This is a genomic window from Pseudomonas wuhanensis, from assembly GCF_030687395.1.
GTDB lineage: Bacteria > Pseudomonadota > Gammaproteobacteria > Pseudomonadales > Pseudomonadaceae > Aquipseudomonas > Aquipseudomonas wuhanensis.
Map to the genome: position 1 here is coordinate 4,904,726 of NZ_CP117430.1, position 19,751 is coordinate 4,924,476.

Here is a 19,751-nt window from a genome sequence, read left to right on the forward strand (position 1 = left end):
GGTTACAGGTTCTTCGCTAGCCTTGTGGATCGAAGTTATCCAGCACCCGATTGACGGCCAACTCACCAAGCATGACCACCTGCTGAATCCCCAACATCATGTTGCGATGTGGCATGTCCATCAATCCGGCGAACTCACTGAGCATCATGCTCGCTGAGGCCAGGGATTCGCAGGCGTTGACCAGCAGGGTTTCGTTATCGACCTCGGCGCCGACATGGTAAATGGTGCTGGGTTTGCGCTTGGTGTCTTTGGGAATGACCGGTTTGAGGTAGTAATCGAGGGCGCGGTCGGCGGCTTCGTTGAGTTTTTTCGAATCGAGGGATTCGTAGGGGGATGCCGGATCGGTTTCCGGTGGGTTGGGCGTGATCTTGAACATGTGAAGCCCCGTGGTTGGTTGAGCCGCCACGACCTATCGCTAAACAAGTGAAGGTGGCGGCTGTACGCAGGTTAGCGATCCGGGTCACAGAAACCCCGGGTAGACTCGAAGGTCTCCCACGCACAGCCACCATTACGCGAATTGCAGGCAATAAAAACTGCAATCAAAATTTGGGCGCTTTTGCGTCTGTGTAGGGGATCGGATCGCTAAACCCGATCGCTGATTCGTCAGCGACAGGCAAACGATAGAGCCCGACCTCAAGGCGCACAAGCCGGCGGATTCTGGCGTAGTCGTAGGCAGCGGCGCAAGGATGTGTAGCCTGGGAGAGTATCTGGAAGTGTCGTTTAAACAGTGCCTGTTTAGCGGTCTGACTGTGGATCTTGTGGTGGATGATCGTTCCCACGCAGAGCGTGGGAACGATCGGTGACAGGGATCAAACCACCGAAAAATGAATCCGGAACGCCGCCCCGCCCATCGGCGAATCCCCCAGTGTCAGCTTGGCGCTGTAGCTTTCGATGATGTCCTTGACCACCGCCAACCCGATCCCCTGCCCCGGATGCTGGCGATCCAGCCGCTCGCCCCGCTGCAGAATCCGCGCACGCTGATCCGGTGGCACGCCCGGCCCGTCATCTTCGACGCAGAGCTCAGTCCCGCTGAGGGTTTCGCGCACGCTGATACGCACTTCGCTCAGGCACAGGCGATAGGCGTTTTCCAGCAGGTTGCCCATCATTTCCAGCAAGGCGCCTTGCTCGATCGGCACGTAGCACTGCTCCGGCAGGTCGAAGGCGACCCGCACGCGTTTGTCGCGGTAGACCTTGTCCAGGGTGTCGCAGAGGCTTTGCAACACCGGGCGCAGGCGCACCTGATGGCGCACCAGACCACTTTTGCGCAGGCTGGCGCGTTGTAACTGATAGCCGATCTGCTGGCTCATGCGTTCGATCTGGGTTTGCAGCACCCAGGCCTGCTCGCGCTCTTGCGGCTTTTGCGCCATGTCTTCGCTGACCCCTTGTAACACCGTCAGCGGGGTTTTCAGGCTGTGGGCCAGGTCGTCGAGGGAGTCACGATAACGGCTGCGCTGCTCACGTTCGCTGTGCAACAAGCGGTTGAGGGAGCCGGTCAGGCGCAGCAATTCACGCGGGTGTTGTTCGCTGAGGCTTTCCCGGGTGCCGCTTTCGATCTGGTCGAGCTCCTGGCTCAGCCGACGCAATGCCTGCAAACCCCAGGTCAGGCCGATCCACAGCAAGGCGAGCAACACCAGCAAGGCTGCGCCAAAACCCAGATAGAGATTTTCCCGCAGGCCTTCGAGGGTGATTTCGTATTCGCGCACCGGTTGCAGCGCGACGATGCTGAACGCTGCACTTTTGCCGCCCAGCAGTTTGACCTCGACGTCATAGACGAAGAACTCTTCCCCGTTGGCTTCGCTGATCCTCGCGAACTCGTTACCGCGCCCGTCGTAACGCGGCTTGTAGTTGATTTTTTCTTCCTGGGTGGCCTTCGAGCGCCAGACCAGATGACCTTCGCGGTCATAGATATAGCCGAGCAAACGGCTGTCGGTGAGGTTGAAGCGCTCATCGGGCAGCTGCGTCGGCATCTGCAAGCGGTTGTTATCCACCCGGGCAGCGGAGATCAGCGTGGTGACGTCCGACGCCAGGCGCTGCTCGATGGAATCCTGCAACGCCAGGCTGAACGCGCCCTGCATCGCCGGCAGCAACGCCAGCATGAACAACACCGCCAGGAGCGTGGCGGCGAGCATCAATCGGACACGAAGGGAACGAATCAAGTGCAACGCTCGTTAAACAGGTAGCCGAGGCCACGCACGGTATCGATCGGTTTGAAGCCGGATGGACCTTCGAGTTTGCGGCGCAAGCGGCCGACCAGCACTTCGATCACATTCGGATCGCGCTCGTCGTCATCCGGGTAGAGCTGCTCCATCAAGCGGTCCTTGGCCACCACTTGCTGGTGATGCCGCATCAGGTACTCGAGGATCCGGTATTCGTAGGCGGTCAACGCCAGCGGTTGTTCATCGAGGGACGCCTGTTTGCGATTGAGGTCCAGCAACAAGGGGCCGGCGACGATGGTCGACTGGGTGAAACCGCTGGAGCGTCGCAGCAAGGCATTGAGCCGGGCGTCGAGTTCTTCGAACTGGAACGGCTTGACCACGTAATCGTCAGCGCCGGCGGCGAGGCCTTCGACCTTGTCCTGCCAGTTGCCGCGCGCGGTGAGGATCAGGATCGGAAAGGTTTTGCCCTGGGAACGCAGCTGACGAATCAGGTCGAGCCCGCCCATGCCTGGCAGACCAAGGTCGATCACCGCCAGGTCATGGTTGAACTGCTCGGCCTGGTACAACGCCTCCTCGGCATTGGCCACGGACTCGACCACATGACCGCTATCCGTCAGGCGGGTTTGCAGGTGATGGCGCAACAGCGCTTCATCTTCGACGACCAGCAATTTCATAACGCTCTCCTGGGCAAATCAACATCTCCAAAGGCACAGTTTCGCAACTCAAATGGTTGACAGGGCGACGCCAGTCATCAGTTAAGCCGCGAAACCTGTGGGAGCGGGCTTGCCCGCGATGACGGCAGCACATTCACCATTCATGTGTCAGACAGATCGCTATCGCGGGCAAGCCCGCTCCCACAGGTTCCGCGGCTTAACCGACTGGCAGCGAAACGCTTTTTAGAAAGCGTAGTTGGCGGACAGGTAGGTCTGGGCGCTGCTGGTCAAGTCCAGCGAACCCTGTTTGCTGCCACCGCGCTCGCTCATCTCGGTGCTGGCGTTGCTGCGCAGGTAACGGTAACCCAGCTCGACCGAGGTGTTTTGCGAAACTTGCTGCAACACACCGACCTGGCCGCCAATGGCGTAACCGATGTCGCTGTCGCGGCTGAAGCCTGGCGAATCCTGGGTCAGTTTGGTCAAACCGGCGGTGGCACCGCCGAACAATTTGGTGCTGCCCCCCACCGGATAGAACAGATCGTAGCTGCCCAGCAGGTTTTCCTGACGCAGTTTAATGCCATTGTGCGAGCCCGACACGTTGTCATAAGTGGCGTAGTAGCGGCCCTTGCTGTCTTGCTGGCCCAGACGCGCGCCCCAGGTGTTGTCCTTGCCGATCACACCGTCGGCGTTCGGGTGGTTGAGGTTGTCGTTCAGGGCGCTGGATTTTTTAACTTTGTCGCTGGTTTGGCCAAAGGTCAGGCCGGCGAAATTGGTGGTGTCGGCGTGGGCCGCCACACTGGCGCCCATCACGGTGAAAGCCAGAAGCAGTTTTTTAAAAGTAGTCATTGGGGAGTTTCCTCATGCGCTATGTGCTTTTTGGGTACGGGGCAAGGTTACTGCCCCCTCCCTGTACTGCCCCTGAACGCACTCTGAACCTGAGCTGAATCAAATCAACTACGCTGTTCTGACAACTCTTAATAAGGAGGCTTGATCATGCGTGTGTTCCTCGCCCTCGTATTACTGGCTCTGAGTGGGGCCAGCCAGGCCGCCATCCAGACCCAGGAAATCCCCTATCAAAGTGCCGACGGCACCAAGCTGATCGGCTATTACGCCTACGACGACGACATTAAAGGCCCGCGCCCAGGCGTGGTGGTGGTGCATGAGTGGTGGGGCCTCAACGACTACGCCAAGCGTCGCGCCCGTGATCTGGCCGGTCTGGGCTACAGCGCGCTGGCGATCGACATGTTTGGCGACGGCAAGAACACCGAACACGCCAAGGACGCCATGGCCTTCATGCAAGCTGCGTTGAAGGACAGCGCAGCAGCCAGCGCGCGGTTTCAGGCCGGGCTCGACTTGCTGAAGAAAAAACCACAGACCGATCCGAACAAACTGGCCGCCATCGGCTATTGCTTCGGCGGCAAGGTGGTGCTGGATGCAGCGCGTCAAGGCGTACCGCTGGCAGGCGTGGTGAGTTTCCACGGTGCGCTGGTGACCAATACGCCAGCGACGCCTGGCAGTGTGAAGGCGAAAGTCCTGGTGGAGCATGGGGCTCTGGACAGCATGGTCACGGCGGAAAACGTGACGGCGTTCAAGGCGGAAATGGACAAGGCCAAGGCCGACTACAAGTTTGTCACCCTCGAAGGCGCCAAGCATGGGTTCAGCAATCCCGAAGCGGATCGTCTGAGCCATGGCGACCATGGCGGGTCGGACATTGGTTACAGCAAGACCGCCGATGAAAAGTCTTGGGCGGATATGCAGGCGTTTTTGAAGAAGATATTTAGCTGACACAATGATCGTTCCCACGTTCCCCGTGGGAATGCAGCCCGGGACGCTCCGCGTCCCTTCGACGGTGTGACGCAGAGCGTCACTGGATGCGTTCCCACGCGGAGCGTGGGAACGATCACCTTGGGACTACCCAGCCTCAAGGCAACCCGGCAAAATGCCCGTCATGAATCCCGTCCCCGCCCTACCCGCCTGCTGCACCCCACTCGACGCCCATTGGCCGCTGCCGTTTGTGCTGCCCGATACGGTCTTGTTGGGTACCCACTTCGATACCAGGCAACTGGCCAGCGATGATTTCCAGCGCAGCGCCATCGAGCCGCCCGCGAGCATCCAGCGTTCGGTGGCCAAGCGCCAGGCCGAGTTTCTCGCCGGGCGAGTCTGCGCCCGGGCGGCGCTGCACCAACTGGAAGGGCTGAGTTTCATCCCGGCCATCGGCGAAGACCGCGCACCGGTGTGGCCGGCGCATATCGCCGGCTCGATCACTCACAGCACTGGCCGGGCCGCGGCGATTGTCGCGAACAAGGCCCACTGGCGCGGCTTGGGGATGGACCTGGAAAACCTGCTCGATGCGGAACGCGCCGAACGCCTGGCCGGGGAAATTCTCACCGGGCCAGAGTTGCAGCGCATGGCCACCGGGGCTCGCGATCAGTTGGCGATGCTGGTGACGCTGACGTTTTCGGTGAAGGAAAGCCTGTTCAAGGCGCTCTACCCGATCGTTCAGCAACGCTTTTACTTTGAACACGCCGAAGTGCTGGAGTGGAGCGAGGGTGGCGAAGTGCGGCTGCGGTTGCTGACTGACCTGTCCAGTGAATGGCGTAACGGCACAGAGCTGGATGCGCAATTTACAGTGATGGATGGGCAGCTGTTGAGCCTGGTCAGTATCAAGGCTTGAAGACTTTCAGCGTTTGGAATGGCCTCATCGCGGCATAGGTATCTACACATCTCCCGATCCTGGTCTATAAAGGGACGGCATGGATATCAAATGACCGGGCTAGATGCCCGACTGACAAAACGATACGACGAGTTAGTCATGGGACACAGTAATGGACTACCGGCGCTGGCCGCCGGGATGAAAGCCTTGCCGCGAAGCGACAAGGCTTTTGCACAGACGCAAGCCCTTTGGCGATTTTTGAGCAATGACCGGGTTCGGCCCGTTGACCTGGTTAAACCGCTGCTGGCGCTGGCCCACGAGGGTTGTCGGGATGACTGTGATGATTACGCGCTGGTCATGCACGATTGGTCTCGGCTCAATTACATGCACCACCACAGCAAGGCTGATCGCCTGCAAATGACCCACCGGGGCGACATCGGTTACGAGCTGCAAAGCAGCCTGCTAGTCACCGACCGTGACGGTGCACCGATCTGTACTCCCGCTCAAAATCTGGCGACCAAGGACGGCGTGCTCAGCACGCGAGCCGAAGAAGTGCTGGTCCCTGAGAAGCATCTGCATGAACTGACACAACGTATCACTTGGCTGGAACAGCAGAATTTTGCCAAGCCGCTTGTCCATATCGTGGATCGAGAGGCTGATTCGGTCGCTCACCTGAGGCAATGGCAGGCCGAGGGTCGGCAATGGCTGGTGCGAGTCAAGGCCGGTTCCACGGCCAGTCATGCAGGTCAATCGAGGGCCCTGAGTCAAATTGCTCGCGAGATGACCTACCGCAAAACTCGCAAGGTGGACTACAAAGGAAAACCGGCCATTCAATGGGTGGGAGAAACCGCCGTCGTGCTGACTCGCCAAGCCCAGCCTTTCACCAAGACAGGGCCGACCGGGCCGACCGCAAGACGCTGCGCAAGTCTGGTGAGCCGTTGCCGGCCCGGCTCGTCGTGAGCCGAATACTGGGAGCCGATGGTCACCTGCTGGCCGAATGGTATTTGCTGAGCAACCTTGAGCAAGAGGTCGCAGATGAACGATTGGCGCTCTGGTATTACTGGCGCTGGCGTATCGAGTCCTACTTCAAACTGCTTAAAGGGGTGGGCATCAGCTGGAAAACTGGCAGGCAAGAGAGCGGTGAAGCGGTGTTCAAACGGCTGTTGATCGCCAGTCAGGCATGTGCTGTCAGTTGGCGTCTGATGCGGGCTAAGGGGGAGTTCGCTGAGCAAACACGGGATTTTTTGGTCCGTCTGTCTGGTCGACAGATGAAGCGCTCGCAGCCGGTGACGGCTTCCGCGCTGCTGGCCGGTTTATACATGCTTTTGGCCATGTGCGAGACATTGGAACAATACACGCCCCAGGAACTGGCGGGTTTTGCTAAAGAGGCCATCGGCTGGGTGGCCAGCCGAAGACTTTAGAGATGTGTAGATACCTATGCTCATCGCGGGCAAGCCCGCTCCCACAGGTTCAGTGGTGTTCGCAGATTTTGTGTACGACACGGACACTGTGGGAGCGGGCTTGCCCGCGATGGGGCCTTAAAGGACACCCACAATCTCACCGCCGCTCCTGATTCCTCGGCCAGCTCAAACTGAAACAGGCCCCACCCAGGCTTTTGCTCTTGCCGATCAATGCTCGCCCGTCATGCCAATGGATGATTCGCCGCACGATCGACAACCCCAATCCATGCCCGCCCGAGGCGCGGGTGCGGCTGTCATCGAGGCGCAGGAACGGGGTGAAGATTTTTTCCCACGCGGTTTCCGGCACGCCCGGCCCGTCATCCTCGACGTCCACCCGACAGCGCTGCTGCCCCACCTGATAACTGACCGTCACACGTGAATGGGCGTGGCGCATGGCGTTGCTCACCAGGTTCTGCAACGCCCTGTGCAAGTAACGCGGTTCGGCCTCGACCCAGGCGTCGTCGCAATCGGCGGCCGACAGGCACAAACCGCGCTGTACCGTGACTTCGGCGCGCAGTGGCGCCAATTCTTCGATCACCTGATTGACCAACGCATCCAGATCGATCCGCTGAAAATTCAGCGCCGGCGAACCTTGCTCCAGCCGCGCATAGGTGAGCATCTCGTCGACCAGCCGATCGAGGTCCTCGATGTCGTGGTCCATCCCTTCGCGGTATTTTTCCAGCGCCTCAGGCGTGGTGGCCGAGCCGATCATCTCCAGGCCAAAACGCAAACGCGCGACTGGCGTGCGCAGTTCATGGGACACGGCGCGCACCAGCTCTCGCTGAATCGCCAACAATTGCTGCAAGTGCTCGGCCATACCATTGAACGCCGAGGCCAGGCGGCCCACCGAATCTGCGCCGCGTGCCGGTACGCGGGTTTCCAGGCTGCCCTTGGCAATGCGCGTGGCGGCGGCTTCCAGCCCACGCAAACGGCGCTCCAGCTGACGCACCAACAAATAGACAATCAAACCGATCAGGCTCAGGCCAAGGGCCGCGATCAACACCAGCCACTCGGGCGGGTAAGGATTCATCTGATACAGCGGGCCGATTTCCAGCACCCACGGCGTGCCGACCATGCCGGCAAACACCCGGATCGAATCGCCGCCCTTGCCCAGCGCCATTACCGTGTCGCCTTCGGACACGCGGCGGCTCTGGTCTTCGTCCATGTCGGCCTGATCGATCGTGACCAATTGCAGATCGAAGCCGAAACCCTTCTCTTCCTTTAACTGCGCCAGACGCTTGGGCTGCTCGGCCACCGGGTAGCGCACCAGTTCGTCGGCCAGCAGATAAATGGTCGCTCGCGCCAGTTGTTCGCTGATCTGCTGGACTTCCCCCGTGAGCACCAGTTGTTCCTTGTCGCTGACCAAGCGGTAAACCTTTGCCGCATGCGGGCCGGTCTGCTCCACCAAGGCCTGACCGCGCAGCACGCGGGTGCGCTGGGTCAGGTCGAGGCCGGTCTGAGGGAATGTCTTCAGCGCCAACGGAATCCCGAGCAAGCGCTCCCATACCAGCAAGGCCCGGTGGCGCTCGGTTTCGTTCATCGGTTGCAGGTTATCGGCCATCAGCGAGAACGTGCCGTGGGCCAGACGCTCGCGGTACTGCTCGCTGCGCACCTGGTTAAGCAGGTGCAAGGCCAGCACGCCGAGCACGGCCACCAGAATCAGCGCCGCGCACATGCCGCCATAAATGCGCAGGAAGATCGAGTTCACAGCGACAAGTCTGCGCAGGCTTCGGGAACGAACAGATAGCCTTTGCTGCGGATGGTTTTGATCAGCCGCGGATGCTCCGGATCATCGCCGATCTTCGGGCGAATGCGTGAGATGCGCACATCGATGGAACGATCCTGGCCGTCATAACCGATACCGCGCAGCGCGGTGAAAATTTCTTCTCGAGACAGAATGCGCCCGGCGTTGGCCACCAGCAGCCAGAGCAAATCGAACTCGGCACTGGTCAACTCGATGCCTTTGTCATGCAGCCAGGCCTCGCGCAACGCATTGTCCACCACCAACGGGCCGAACTGCAGACGCCGTTGTTTTTCCGGGGTTGCTTCAGGCGCTTCGCTACGCCGTAATAAAGCCTGGATGCGCGCCAGCAGCAGACGTGGGCGCACCGGTTTGCAGACGTAGTCATCAGCGCCGAGATCGAGGCCGAGGATTTGATCGGTGTCATCGGTGCGCGCGGTGAGCATCAGGATCGGGCCGTCATACTTGTCGCGAACCTTGCGGCAAATACTCAAGCCATCTTCGCCCGGGAGCATCAGGTCGAGGATCACCAGGTCCGGTTTCTCCTTGATGATGCGTGCCGCGGCGAGAGCGCCGTTGCCCTCGATCGACACGCGCAGGCCATTGGCTTCGAGATAGTCGCGAGTCAGTTCGGCCAGACGCTGGTCGTCCTCGACAATCAATACCTGCCAGACTTCTTGCTCCACGGTGACCTCTGCTTGCCAACATCACTTTAAAGGGAAGGATCCGCCCGTCTTTTTGTAATGATTGGGGAGGATAAGAATGCATCTGCATTGGCCGATTGTATAAACGGCGCACGTCTGGAACACAAGCGGGTAAATGCGTTCGGACACAACGGTTTTTTGTGATAGGGTTCGCGCCCTTAAAAATCCGAATGACTGTTTTCAATCGCTGAAAATCAGTGAAAAACGGTCCGCTCCAGCTAGGTCGCGGCCTACACGCTCGTTCCACCTTTCACACACAATTTACGCACAGGTTTATCCACAGGTAGTACGTTGCAACACCCTCAAAAACGCATTATCTTGTACCTCGGCGCTAAAAAAACCCTACATGTAGGGTTTTATGCCAAAAACCAAACACAAACCGGACACCGATTTCAAGCGCTTTTATTGCCTCTTTCCGGTTGAACCAAACGTATTTTCGAAAGACCAAACCGCGCGTGCGGATGGCTACTGTTTTTAAGCCCGAAACGGCGATAACGGTACGGGTGTTGCAGTCATTTACTGCCACCTAAAACGGAATTCGGTTTCAGGCCCCAGGCGTGACACCAAAGACTTCGGCATGGAAGCGGCGCCCAATAGCCCCCTTCCTGATCTGTCCCGAAGTTGGTATGCCCGGCCCCCACCGGTTGTAGTGCTTCAGGACAGAACGGTGGGCACCGTGATGGTGCCCAAACAAACATAGAGAATGTGGAGACAACCCCCCATGCAAACCGACACAACTCGCGAGAACCCGCAGGGCACCTTGCCGCAGGCCGCCGATTCGAATTCGGATCTGTCCGCCACCGCGCCTGGCCAGCTGCGCGTGATCAAGCGTAACGGGACTGTCGTTCCTTACACCGATGACAAAATCACCGTCGCCATCACCAAAGCGTTTCTTGCAGTTGAAGGCGGCACCGCTGCCGCTTCGTCGCGCATCCACGACACTGTTGCCCGCCTGACCGAACAGGTCACCGCGACCTTCAAGCGTCGCATGCCATCGGGCGGCACCATCCACATCGAAGAAATCCAGGACCAGGTCGAACTGGCCCTGATGCGTGCCGGCGAGCAGAAAGTGGCGCGCGACTACGTGATCTACCGCGATGCCCGTTCCAAGGAACGCGCTGTACGCACCCCTGCCGAGGACGCGGTACAGGCTCACCCGTCGATCCGCATCACCCGCGCCGATGGCAGCCTTGCACCTCTGGACATGGGTCGCCTGAACACCATCGTCACCGAAGCGTGCGAAGGCCTGGAAGAAGTCGACGGCGACCTGATCCAGCGCGAAACCCTGAAGAACCTGTACGACGGCGTGGCCCTGACCGACGTCAACACCGCCCTGGTGATGACCGCCCGTACGCTGGTCGAGCGTGAGCCGAACTACTCGTTCGTGACCGCCCGCCTGCTGATGGACACCCTGCGCGCCGAAGGCCTGAACTTCCTGGGCGTCGCCGAGAGCGCGACCCACCACGAAATGGTCGACCTGTACGCCAAGGCGCTGCCGGCGTACATCGCCAAAGGTATCGAATTCGAATTGCTGAACCCGGTTCTGGCGTCCTTCGACCTGGAAAAACTCGGCAAGGCGATCAACCACGAGCGCGATCAGCAGTTCACGTACCTGGGCCTGCAAACCCTGTACGACCGTTACTTCATCCACAAGGACGGTATCCGCTTCGAACTGCCGCAGATTTTCTTCATGCGCGTGGCCATGGGCCTGGCAATCGAAGAGAAGAACAAAGAAGACCGTGCGATCGAGTTCTACAACCTGTTGTCGTCCTTCGACTACATGTCCTCGACCCCGACCCTGTTCAACGCCGGCACCCTGCGTCCACAGCTGTCGAGCTGCTACCTGACCACCGTGCCGGATGACCTGTCGGGCATCTACCACGCGATCCACGACAACGCCATGTTGTCGAAATTCGCTGGTGGCCTGGGCAACGACTGGACACCGGTTCGTGCGCTGGGCTCGTACATCAAGGGCACCAACGGCAAATCCCAGGGCGTTGTACCGTTCCTGAAAGTAGTGAACGACACCGCCGTCGCCGTTAACCAGGGTGGCAAGCGCAAAGGCGCTGTGTGTGCCTACCTGGAAACCTGGCACATGGACATCGAGGAGTTCATCGAGCTGCGCAAGAACACCGGTGATGACCGTCGTCGTACCCACGACATGAACACCGCCAACTGGATCCCTGACCTGTTCATGAAGCGCGTCTTCGATGACGGCCCGTGGACCCTGTTCTCGCCATCCGAAGTTCCGGATCTGCACGACCTGACCGGCAAGGCCTTCGAAGAGCGTTACGAGTACTACGAAGCCCTGTCCCAGTACCCAGGCAAGATCAAGCTGTTCAAGACCATTCAGGCCAAAGACCTGTGGCGCAAAATGCTGTCCATGCTGTTTGAAACCGGCCACCCATGGCTGACCTTCAAAGACCCGTGCAACCTGCGCAGCCCGCAGCAGCACGTGGGCGTGGTTCACAGCTCGAACCTGTGCACCGAGATCACCTTGAACACCAACAAGGACGAGATCGCCGTTTGCAACCTGGGCTCGATCAACCTGCCGAACCACATCACCAACGGCAAGCTGGACACCGCCAAGCTGCAACGCACCGTGAACACCGCCGTTCGCATGCTCGATAACGTGATCGACATCAACTACTACTCGGTGCCGCAAGCGAAGAACTCCAACTTCAAGCACCGTCCGGTCGGTCTGGGCATCATGGGCTTCCAGGACGCCTTGTACCTGCAGCACATTCCTTACGGTTCCGACGCGGCCGTCGAGTTCGCCGACAAGTCGATGGAAGCGGTCAGCTACTACGCGATCCAGGCTTCCTGCGACCTGGCCGACGAGCGCGGCGCCTACGAGACGTTCCAGGGTTCGCTGTGGTCCAAAGGCATCCTGCCGCTGGATTCGCAACAGATCCTGATTGAGCAGCGTGGCCAGAAGTACATCGACGTTGACCTGAACGAATCCCTGGACTGGGCACCGGTTCGCGCCCGTGTACAGAAAGGCATTCGTAACTCCAACATCATGGCCATCGCACCGACCGCGACCATCGCCAACATCACTGGCGTATCGCAGTCGATCGAACCGACTTATCAGAACCTCTACGTGAAATCGAACCTGTCGGGCGAATTCACCGTGATCAACCCGTACCTGGTTCGCGACCTCAAGGCTCGCGGTCTGTGGGACTCGGTCATGATCAACGACCTGAAGTACTACGACGGTTCGGTGCAACAGATCGAGCGCATCCCGCAAGAACTCAAAGAGCTCTACGCGACTGCCTTCGAAGTGGACACCAAGTGGATCGTCGACGCCGCCAGCCGTCGTCAGAAGTGGATCGACCAGGCTCAATCGCTGAACCTGTACATCGCCGGCGCATCGGGCAAGAAGCTGGACGTGACCTACCGCATGGCTTGGTACCGTGGCCTGAAAACCACCTACTACCTCCGTGCCCTGGCCGCGACCAGCACCGAGAAGTCGACCATCAACACCGGTAAGCTGAACGCTGTTTCCAGCGGCGGCAACCACGGTGACGACTCGGTCCTGGCAGCTCCAGCAGGTCCGGCACCAGTGCCGAAGGCTTGCGCCATTGACGAGCCGGATTGCGAAGCTTGCCAATAAGCTGAGCTGGTGAGCGCTGAAAGGCGCTTACCTCGATAACCCCCGATCAGTCCTCTGGATTGGTCGGGGGTTTTCTTTTGCCTCAAGGAAAGTAGGGACTGTGCTGACGCCATCGCGGGCAAGCCCGCTCCCACAGGTTTCGTCGTTCACGATTCCTACGTACGACACAAAACCTTGTGGGACCGGGCTTGCCCGCGAAGAGGCCATCACTGACAACGCAAAATTCGTCACCCGAGACAAATCCCGCCCATAAAAAAAGCCCCTCTCACGAGGGTAATGCTGTTCACTTAAGCGGAGCAGCCTTACGGTCTACTGGAAACCGGGTCTTTGATATTTTCACCGTCCTTGGCCTTGAAGGTCTTGGACGGTGATCCAGAAACAATCCTCCGATACCTGCCCTTAACTCTGCCAATCGTCTGCCTGTGGCTGAAATCGGGTTGGCCGCTGCCATCACTATCAGTTGCACGGCAATGTACTGGCAAGCCGGTTTGAAACGAATGTCCGAGGGGGCTCGGCCAAACGCCACCGCCGCCTGGCTGGCTTCCCGACGAATCACGTTATAAGCCAACAAAAGTCCCCAAACCTCCTGATAGACCAAGTCGACTTTTTTGCTACGCAAGGTCACTGCGTTCTGCTGCATCGAGCTCTTGATGTCCCTGAAGCCCAATTCGATCTCCCAGCGTTCCTGATACAGCTTGGCCACGGCCTTGGCGTTGTAGGCGTTAGCCGGCAATGACGTCATGACGGTCTTTAGCTTGCCTTGAATTTCATAACTGACTTCGCGGGCCTCCCAATGCGTTGGAAGGGTCGGGTTTCGCTTCCTGGCCTGCGGCGAGACTTTCATGCGCACCCAACGATCGTGCTGGCTGTAGCGGGTCACTTCTTCGCAGACCATTCCTTTTTTTGCCGGGATCAACCAATGACGGTTGACCAGCACTGCTCAGGCTCGACAGCAGTTCGGCCCCCCAGAATCCTTTGTCGAACACGTCACCGAGTGATCGGGATCTGCTGCAGGAACTCGTCGGCCAAGCGCATTTCACTGCGTCGGTAAGGGCTCAATTGCGCATCCAGGATCACGTGCGAACGTACATTCATCAACGCCACCAGCCAGCATGGGAAACGAGTCTGGCGGTCGCTCGGGGTGTTTCCCGACCCGAAGTGGTCCCGAAGCTCGGGCGTATCCGGGGTGCGCAAGAGTGCTCCGTCCACTGCGAACACCTGCAGTTCATGCCAGGCGTCACCGTCATAGCGCTCCGCGCCCCATTGGGTTCCCGTCTTGCGGAACAGCCACTCAACGGGATCGGCGCCGAGCCGCTTACGCGCTTCGGTCAGACCGCTACGGGCCAACAGGTGGTCAGAGGCCAGGCCTTGGGCGCAGATGTTCAAACGTCTGGCCACTTCGTGAACCGGTTCATCACGAAACAGCGCCATGCCGAGCACCAGCCAAAGCACTTGGTCAGCGGGCAGGCGACGTCGACGAATGGTGGCCTGACTGGAAAGATCCAGCGCAGACGCGACCCACTCTATGGGGATGTTTTGGGTGAAGGTGCTCAGGTCGCAGAAGTTGAAAAGGTCGCCGAGGTCGAGCAGGTCCTGTTGAACAGACATAAAAAATCCGATGCCAGATATCTGGCATCGGATTTTCGGATAAGCCCAGCTGAGACTCAAATGCTTAAGTGAACAGCATTACTCTCACGAGGGGCCTCTTTCTGCAGCGCCAACCAGCATCAGGTCATCTGAATGATGGTCTGCATGATGGTGCTCTGGGTGGAGATGGTCTTGGCGTTTGCCTGGTAGTTGCTCTGGGCTTTGATCAGCTCGACCAATTCGTTGGTCAGGTTGACGTTGGACTCTTCCAGGGAGTTGGACACGATCGAACCCAGCGTACCGGTCTCCGGCGCATCGACACCCGCCACACCCGAGGAGAAGGTTTCTTTCCAGCGTGTGCCGCCGATTGGCTGCAAGCCTTGCTCGTTGGCGAAGCTGGCCACCGCCACTTGGCCGATGGCCTTGGTTTGCTGATTGCTGAAGTTGGCAGTCATGACGCCGCTGGCGTCGATGGTCAGGCTGGAGATCTGGCCGGTGGCATAGCCGTCCTGATATTGGGCAGTACGAGCGGTCGCCGAGTTGTAAGACGTGGTCTTCGCCAAGCTGAACGCGATACCGCTTGCAGCGGCATCGGAACCATTCGCGCCCCAGGTCACAGGAGTCGTTGAGGCGTCGGTGATAACGCCGGGTATCCAGTCGGTCATGGTCAACGTAGTACCGTCTGCACCTAGAGCCCAGCCTGCCCCTGCGGTGATAGTGTCGATGCTACCGTCGGAATTGAAGGTAATATCTGCCTCGCTAGGTGTCAGGGTGGTGCTAGCCGGGTTGCTCGGAGTCCGACCATCCATATAGGTATAAATCTTCCATTCGTTTACGTCCGTCTTGACGTAATACTGATCCATGGTGTGTTCATTACCCTGGGTGTCATAGACCTTGGTAGAAATGGTCTTGTTGTAGCTGTTGGTATCTGTCGGGCTGAACGTCGTCACGGTCGGCAAATCTTCAGCCGAATTCAGGTTCATCGTCTGATCGATCGTGGTGGTCGCGTTCGGCTTGAGGGCTGAAGTATCGATCTTCAGGTCAGTCAACACACCGTTGATGATCTTGCCGTTGGCGTCGACGCCATAACCCTGCAGACGATTGCCGTTGTTATCAACCACATAGTTTTCGGCATCAGTCTTGAACGCACCGGCACGGGTGTAGCTCAGGGATCCGTTGTCGCTGAGGATGAAGAAACCGTTGCCCTGGATGCCCATGTCCAGCACGTTGCCGGTATTGTTCACATCGCCCTGGCCGAACTGCTGGGAAACGTTGGCCAGGCGCACGCCATTGCCAACGGTCTTGCTACCCGTACCCAGCTTGGTGGCCGAGTACACGTCTTCGAATTCTGCACGGGACGATTTGAAGCCGGTGGTCGCGACGTTGGCGATGTTGTTGCCGGTCACGTCCAGTTGTTTGTTGGCTGCATAGAGACCGCTAAGGCCGATATTGAAAGACATATTCCACTCCTTTGTGCCGTGCTAGTCGGCTCTATATACCAATGGTTTGTACTTTGGACAGGGCAACGCTGCCCATGCCTGCCAGGTTCAGCATCAACTCACCGCCGGTCTGGCTGATGGTCACGCTGTTGACCGTTGCCGGCAGGTAAGTAATCAGTGAGGTGTTCGTGCCGTCGATGGTGGTCGTTGCGCCGAAGGTGTAAGTACCCGCCGGTGCCACCGCGCCCGCATCGTCCTTGCCGTCCCAGATGAAACTGGCGTTACCGGCACTTTGACTGCCCAACTCGAGCGTACGGATGGTCTTGCCTTCCGCGTTGGTGATCTTGACGGTGGCGGCGGGAACCGAGGTTGGCACCACGACGGTACCGTTGAGGCTCTTGGAGGTGTCGACCATGGTTTTGTCGGTCTGCGCGATGACTGAACGGCCCACCAGCGAAGAAGCCTGCAAGGCTTGCGAGGAGCTGTAGCTGCTGGCAAGGCCGCTGACCGTATCGTTCAGCGTGGTAATACCTTCCAGGCTACTGAACTGCGCCAGCTGTGCCACGAACTCGCTGTTGTCCTGAGGATCGAGCGGGTTCTGGTTTTTCAGCTGAGTCACCAACAGTTGCAGGAACGCGTCCTTGCCCAGCTTCTGGCCGCCGGTAGCGGCCGTGGTCAGGCTGTCTTTGGTGGTAGTGGTCGTGACCGAAGAGTTGGCCAGAACATCGCTGATAACGCTCATATGACTCGCCCCTTATCACTGACCGAGGGTCAGGACCTTCTGCATCATGGTTTTGGCGGTGTTCATCATTTCGGCGTTGGTCTGGAACGAACGGCTCGCGGAAATCATGTCGGCCATTTCTTCGACGACGTTGACGTTCGGGTAGTAGACGTAGCCCTTGGCATCGGCGGCCGGATGGTTCGGCTCGTAGCGCGCGTCAAGGTTGCTCTGGTCTTCGACCACGCCCAGCACTTGCACGCCTTGACCGGCAGCGTCCTGGTTCTGGAACAGCGAATCGCTGCCGCCGCTCTGGCCGCCCTGGAACATGGTGGCGAACACCGGGTGACGGGCACGGTAAGTCTGGTCGATGCTCGACGAGACGGTCTCGGCGTTGGCGATGTTCGAGGCCACGGTGTTCAAGCGAGTGGTCTGGGCACTCATGCCGCTACCGGCAATGTTGAAAACACTGGATAGAGACATGGATTACTCTCCGCGCAGGGCTGACACCAGCCCTTTGAATTTACTGTTGAGCAGGGTGAAGCTGGCCTGGAAGTTGACCGCGTTTTCCGCGTAGTTCGACTGTTCCAGCTGGGCGTCCACGGTGTTCTGATCGATCGACGGTTGCATCGGCGTGCGATACATCAGCGACTCGTCGCCATTGCCCAGGCCTTCAGCTTCGATGTGACGGCTGTTGGTCATGTTCAAGGCGAACTTGCCGTTTTTGGTTTTCTCGTTCTGCTCGGCGAGCACTTTCGAGAAGTCCAGGTCCCGAGCCTTGTAGTTCGGGGTGTCGGCGTTGGCGATGTTGTTGGCCAGGACTTCGGCACGCTGAGCGCGGAACCCCAGGGCTTGTTCGTGGATACCGAGCGCTTTATCGAAGCTGATGCTCATGTCGGGAAACCTTCGGGTGACCTGATTTTTCGTACGATGGATATAGCAAGCGGCGTGCCAATTCAAAAAAGCCCGTAAACCGGGGCTTTGCCGGCAGTGGCAAGGCGGCAATGACAGAAAAGCGGCAACCGATTTCCGCCGCCTGCCGCTTTTCTGCCGCTTCTCGCAATCGAAAGAACAACATTTACCCTGTGGGAGCGGGCAAGCCCACAGGGATGGTGGTGGAGGCTGAGGAATCAACAGGCAAAAAAAACGGGAGCTCCCTGAGGACTCCCGTTTTTTTGTATGCCGCCAACGAATCACTTCGCCTTGTAAATGATCCCCGGGCTGCACTGGACCATCTGGTAGTGATCCGGCAAACCGTTCAGCGCTTCGGACGCGCCAAGGAACAGATAACCACCCGGCTTCAGCGTGCTGTGAATGCGCAACAGGATGTCTTTCTTCACCTCGGCGGAGAAGTAGATCAGCACGTTGCGGCAGAACACGATGTCGAACTTGCCCAGGCTCGCGTAGCTGTCCAGCAGGTTGAACGAGCGAAATTCCACCCGACTCTTGATCGGCGCCTTGATGGCCCAGCGCCCCGGCCCTTTGGGGTCGAAGTAACGCTGAAGACGCTCGGGCGACAGACCGCGGCCGATGGCCAGGCTGTCGTATTCGCCGGTCTTGCAGTTGGTCAGCATGGTGCCGGACAGGTCCGTGGCAACGATCTGCACGCCCATCTTCAACTGGCCCATGTTGACCCGCTCGAACTCATCGATGGACATCGACAGCGAATACGGTTCCTGGCCCGACGAACACGCTGCCGACCAGATCCGCAGGCGCTGGCCGGGGGCCGCCTTGATCGCTTCGGGCAAGACCTTGTTCTTCAAGACTTCAAACGGATAGGTGTCACGAAACCACAAGGTTTCGTTGGTGGTCATTGCATCCACCACCATCTCGCGCAAACCGCTGCGCGGCTGGGTCTGGATGCGCTGAACCAGCTCACCCAGCGATTTGATGCCCTGCTGTTCCATCAGTTTGTTGAGACGGCTCGAGACCAGGTATTGCTTGTTTTCACCGAGCAAAATGCCACAGGCTTTTTCCAGGAATACCCGGAACTGTTCGAAATCCAAATTACCCGTAGACAAAGATGCCGCCTCTTAAATCGTGTTGACCGCCAGGGGCAGAAGGCCCCTAGCTGTTATCTGCTGCTTTGATCCGGTCGACTACCCGGGATGCCAGGTCATCAGGACGGAATTTGGCCAGGAAGTCATCGGCACCGACCTTCTTGACCATCGCCTGATTGAACACACCCGACAACGAAGTATGCAGGATGATATGCAGCTTTTGCATGCGCGGGTCGTTGCGGATCTCGGCCGTCAGGGTGTACCCGTCCATCTCCGGCATCTCGATGTCGGAGATCATCATCAGGAACTCGTCTTCCGGCTTCTTGCCTTCGTCGACCAATTTGCGCAGGTAATCCAGCGCTTGCCGGCCGTCGTTCAACGCCACCACTTCGACGCCGATCGTTTGCAGGCAACGGGTCACCTGCTTTCGCGCCACCGATGAGTCATCGACCGTCAGCACGCGCAAGGACAACGCCTTGTGCTGAGTCTCGATATCCACCACGCCCACCGAAATCGCCTCCGGTGTCGGTGCCACTTCCGCCAGCACCTTCTCGACGTCGATGATTTCGACTAACTGATTGTCGACCCGAGTCACAGCCGTCAGGTAGTGATCGCGCCCGGTGCCCTTGGGTGGCGGATGAATCTCCTCCCAGTTCATGTTGACGATGCGCTCCACCGACCGAACCAGGAAACCCTGGGTCTTGGTGTTGTACTCCGTGATGATCACGAAGGGATTGCTTTGATCTTTCAGCGCTCCGGAACCGGTCGCCATCGCCAGATCCAGAATCGGAATGGTCGCCCCCCGAATATTCGCCACACCGCACACGACAGGACTGGACTTGGGCATCAGGGTCAGCTTGGGGCATTGCAGCACCTCACGAACCTTGAACACGTTGATCCCATACAGCTGCTGGCCGTCGAGACGGAACAACAACAGCTCAAGGCGATTCTGCCCTACCAGTTGCGTGCGCTGGTTCACCGAATCCATTACACCAGCCATGCCCAGACTCCTACACCAACGCTA

At 58.8% G+C, this 19,751-nt stretch carries 17 protein-coding genes and 1 pseudogene; 5 read left to right on the top strand and 13 right to left on the bottom strand.

What is annotated here, in order from left to right; genetic code table 11:
• Nucleotides 1–16: 16 nt before the first annotated feature.
• From PSH88_RS22655 to PSH88_RS22670, 4 genes are all read right to left on the bottom strand, one after another.
• The gene (locus PSH88_RS22655; protein WP_305422774.1) at nt 17–376 is read right to left on the bottom strand and encodes a DUF6124 family protein; all 360 of its coding nucleotides are present in this window, start codon (nt 374–376) and stop codon (nt 17–19) included.
• Nucleotides 377–809: 433 nt separating this feature from the next.
• Nucleotides 810–2,156: an ATP-binding protein gene (locus PSH88_RS22660; protein WP_305422775.1), complete on the bottom strand. Its 1,347-nt coding sequence runs from the start codon at nt 2,154–2,156 to the stop codon at nt 810–812.
• Nucleotides 2,153–2,830, bottom strand: a complete 678-nt coding sequence (locus PSH88_RS22665) for a response regulator transcription factor (protein WP_305422776.1) — start codon at nt 2,828–2,830, stop codon at nt 2,153–2,155. Before PSH88_RS22665 ends, PSH88_RS22660 begins: the two co-directional genes overlap by 4 nt.
• Before the next feature lie 222 nt (nt 2,831–3,052).
• Nucleotides 3,053–3,655, bottom strand: coding sequence for a hypothetical protein (locus PSH88_RS22670; RefSeq protein ID WP_305483382.1), 603 nt, complete (start codon nt 3,653–3,655; stop codon nt 3,053–3,055).
• Between the two features lie 147 nt (nt 3,656–3,802).
• On the opposite strand from PSH88_RS22670, the gene PSH88_RS22675 reads away from it, so the two are divergent.
• The 4 genes from PSH88_RS22675 (at nt 3,803) to PSH88_RS22690 (ending at nt 6,883) form a co-directional block, all read left to right on the top strand.
• Entirely contained in the window at nt 3,803–4,594 is a 792-nt protein-coding gene (locus PSH88_RS22675) for a dienelactone hydrolase family protein (RefSeq protein WP_305422778.1), read from the top strand.
• A 163-nt stretch (nt 4,595–4,757) separates the two neighbouring features.
• Nucleotides 4,758–5,483, top strand: a complete 726-nt coding sequence (locus PSH88_RS22680; RefSeq protein WP_305422779.1) for a 4'-phosphopantetheinyl transferase family protein — start codon at nt 4,758–4,760, stop codon at nt 5,481–5,483.
• A gap of 90 nt (nt 5,484–5,573) precedes the next feature.
• The gene (locus PSH88_RS22685; RefSeq protein WP_305483383.1) at nt 5,574–6,422 is read left to right on the top strand and encodes a flagellar biosynthesis protein FlhF; all 849 of its coding nucleotides are present in this window, start codon (nt 5,574–5,576) and stop codon (nt 6,420–6,422) included.
• Nucleotides 6,419–6,883 carry a hypothetical protein gene (locus PSH88_RS22690; protein ID WP_305483385.1) on the top strand — a complete coding sequence of 155 codons (465 nt, stop codon included), beginning with the start codon at nt 6,419–6,421 and terminating at the stop codon, nt 6,881–6,883. Before PSH88_RS22685 ends, PSH88_RS22690 begins: the two co-directional genes overlap by 4 nt.
• A 136-nt stretch (nt 6,884–7,019) precedes the next feature.
• Here PSH88_RS22690 and PSH88_RS22695 read toward each other — a convergent pair whose 3' ends face one another.
• Complete coding sequence (locus tag PSH88_RS22695; protein ID WP_305422784.1) at nt 7,020–8,630, bottom strand: ATP-binding protein; 1,611 nt, start codon at nt 8,628–8,630, stop codon at nt 7,020–7,022.
• Nucleotides 8,627–9,349 carry a response regulator gene (locus PSH88_RS22700; RefSeq protein WP_305422785.1) on the bottom strand — a complete coding sequence of 241 codons (723 nt, stop codon included), beginning with the start codon at nt 9,347–9,349 and terminating at the stop codon, nt 8,627–8,629. The genes PSH88_RS22695 and PSH88_RS22700 overlap by 4 nt, the downstream gene beginning before the upstream one ends.
• Nucleotides 9,350–10,088: 739 nt before the next feature.
• Here PSH88_RS22700 and PSH88_RS22705 point away from each other — a divergent pair.
• The gene (locus PSH88_RS22705) at nt 10,089–12,983 is read left to right on the top strand and encodes a ribonucleoside-diphosphate reductase subunit alpha (protein ID WP_305422787.1); all 2,895 of its coding nucleotides are present in this window, start codon (nt 10,089–10,091) and stop codon (nt 12,981–12,983) included.
• Nucleotides 12,984–13,266: 283 nt separating this feature from the next.
• On the opposite strand, the pseudogene PSH88_RS22710 reads toward PSH88_RS22705, so the two are convergent.
• The 7 genes and pseudogenes from PSH88_RS22710 to PSH88_RS22740 all read right to left on the bottom strand — a co-directional run bounded on the left by PSH88_RS22710 (nt 13,267) and on the right by PSH88_RS22740 (nt 19,727).
• Nucleotides 13,267–14,591 (bottom strand): annotated as a pseudogene (locus PSH88_RS22710) (IS4 family transposase).
• Between the two features lie 119 nt (nt 14,592–14,710).
• Nucleotides 14,711–16,030, bottom strand: coding sequence for a flagellar hook protein FlgE (gene flgE, locus PSH88_RS22715; protein WP_305422788.1), 1,320 nt, complete (start codon nt 16,028–16,030; stop codon nt 14,711–14,713).
• A 31-nt stretch (nt 16,031–16,061) separates the two neighbouring features.
• Nucleotides 16,062–16,751, bottom strand: a complete 690-nt coding sequence (flgD, locus tag PSH88_RS22720) for a flagellar hook assembly protein FlgD (protein ID WP_305422789.1) — start codon at nt 16,749–16,751, stop codon at nt 16,062–16,064.
• Nucleotides 16,752–16,766: 15 nt separating this feature from the next.
• Nucleotides 16,767–17,210: a flagellar basal body rod protein FlgC gene (flgC, locus tag PSH88_RS22725; protein ID WP_010457154.1), complete on the bottom strand. Its 444-nt coding sequence runs from the start codon at nt 17,208–17,210 to the stop codon at nt 16,767–16,769.
• Between the two features lie 3 nt (nt 17,211–17,213).
• Nucleotides 17,214–17,621, bottom strand: a complete 408-nt coding sequence (gene flgB, locus PSH88_RS22730; RefSeq protein WP_007899124.1) for a flagellar basal body rod protein FlgB — start codon at nt 17,619–17,621, stop codon at nt 17,214–17,216.
• 299 nt (nt 17,622–17,920) lie between these two features.
• Nucleotides 17,921–18,748: a protein-glutamate O-methyltransferase CheR gene (cheR, locus tag PSH88_RS22735; RefSeq protein ID WP_052966597.1), complete on the bottom strand. Its 828-nt coding sequence runs from the start codon at nt 18,746–18,748 to the stop codon at nt 17,921–17,923.
• A gap of 46 nt (nt 18,749–18,794) precedes the next feature.
• Entirely contained in the window at nt 18,795–19,727 is a 933-nt protein-coding gene (locus tag PSH88_RS22740) for a chemotaxis protein CheV (protein WP_305422792.1), read from the bottom strand.
• Nucleotides 19,728–19,751: the final 24 nt, after the last annotated feature.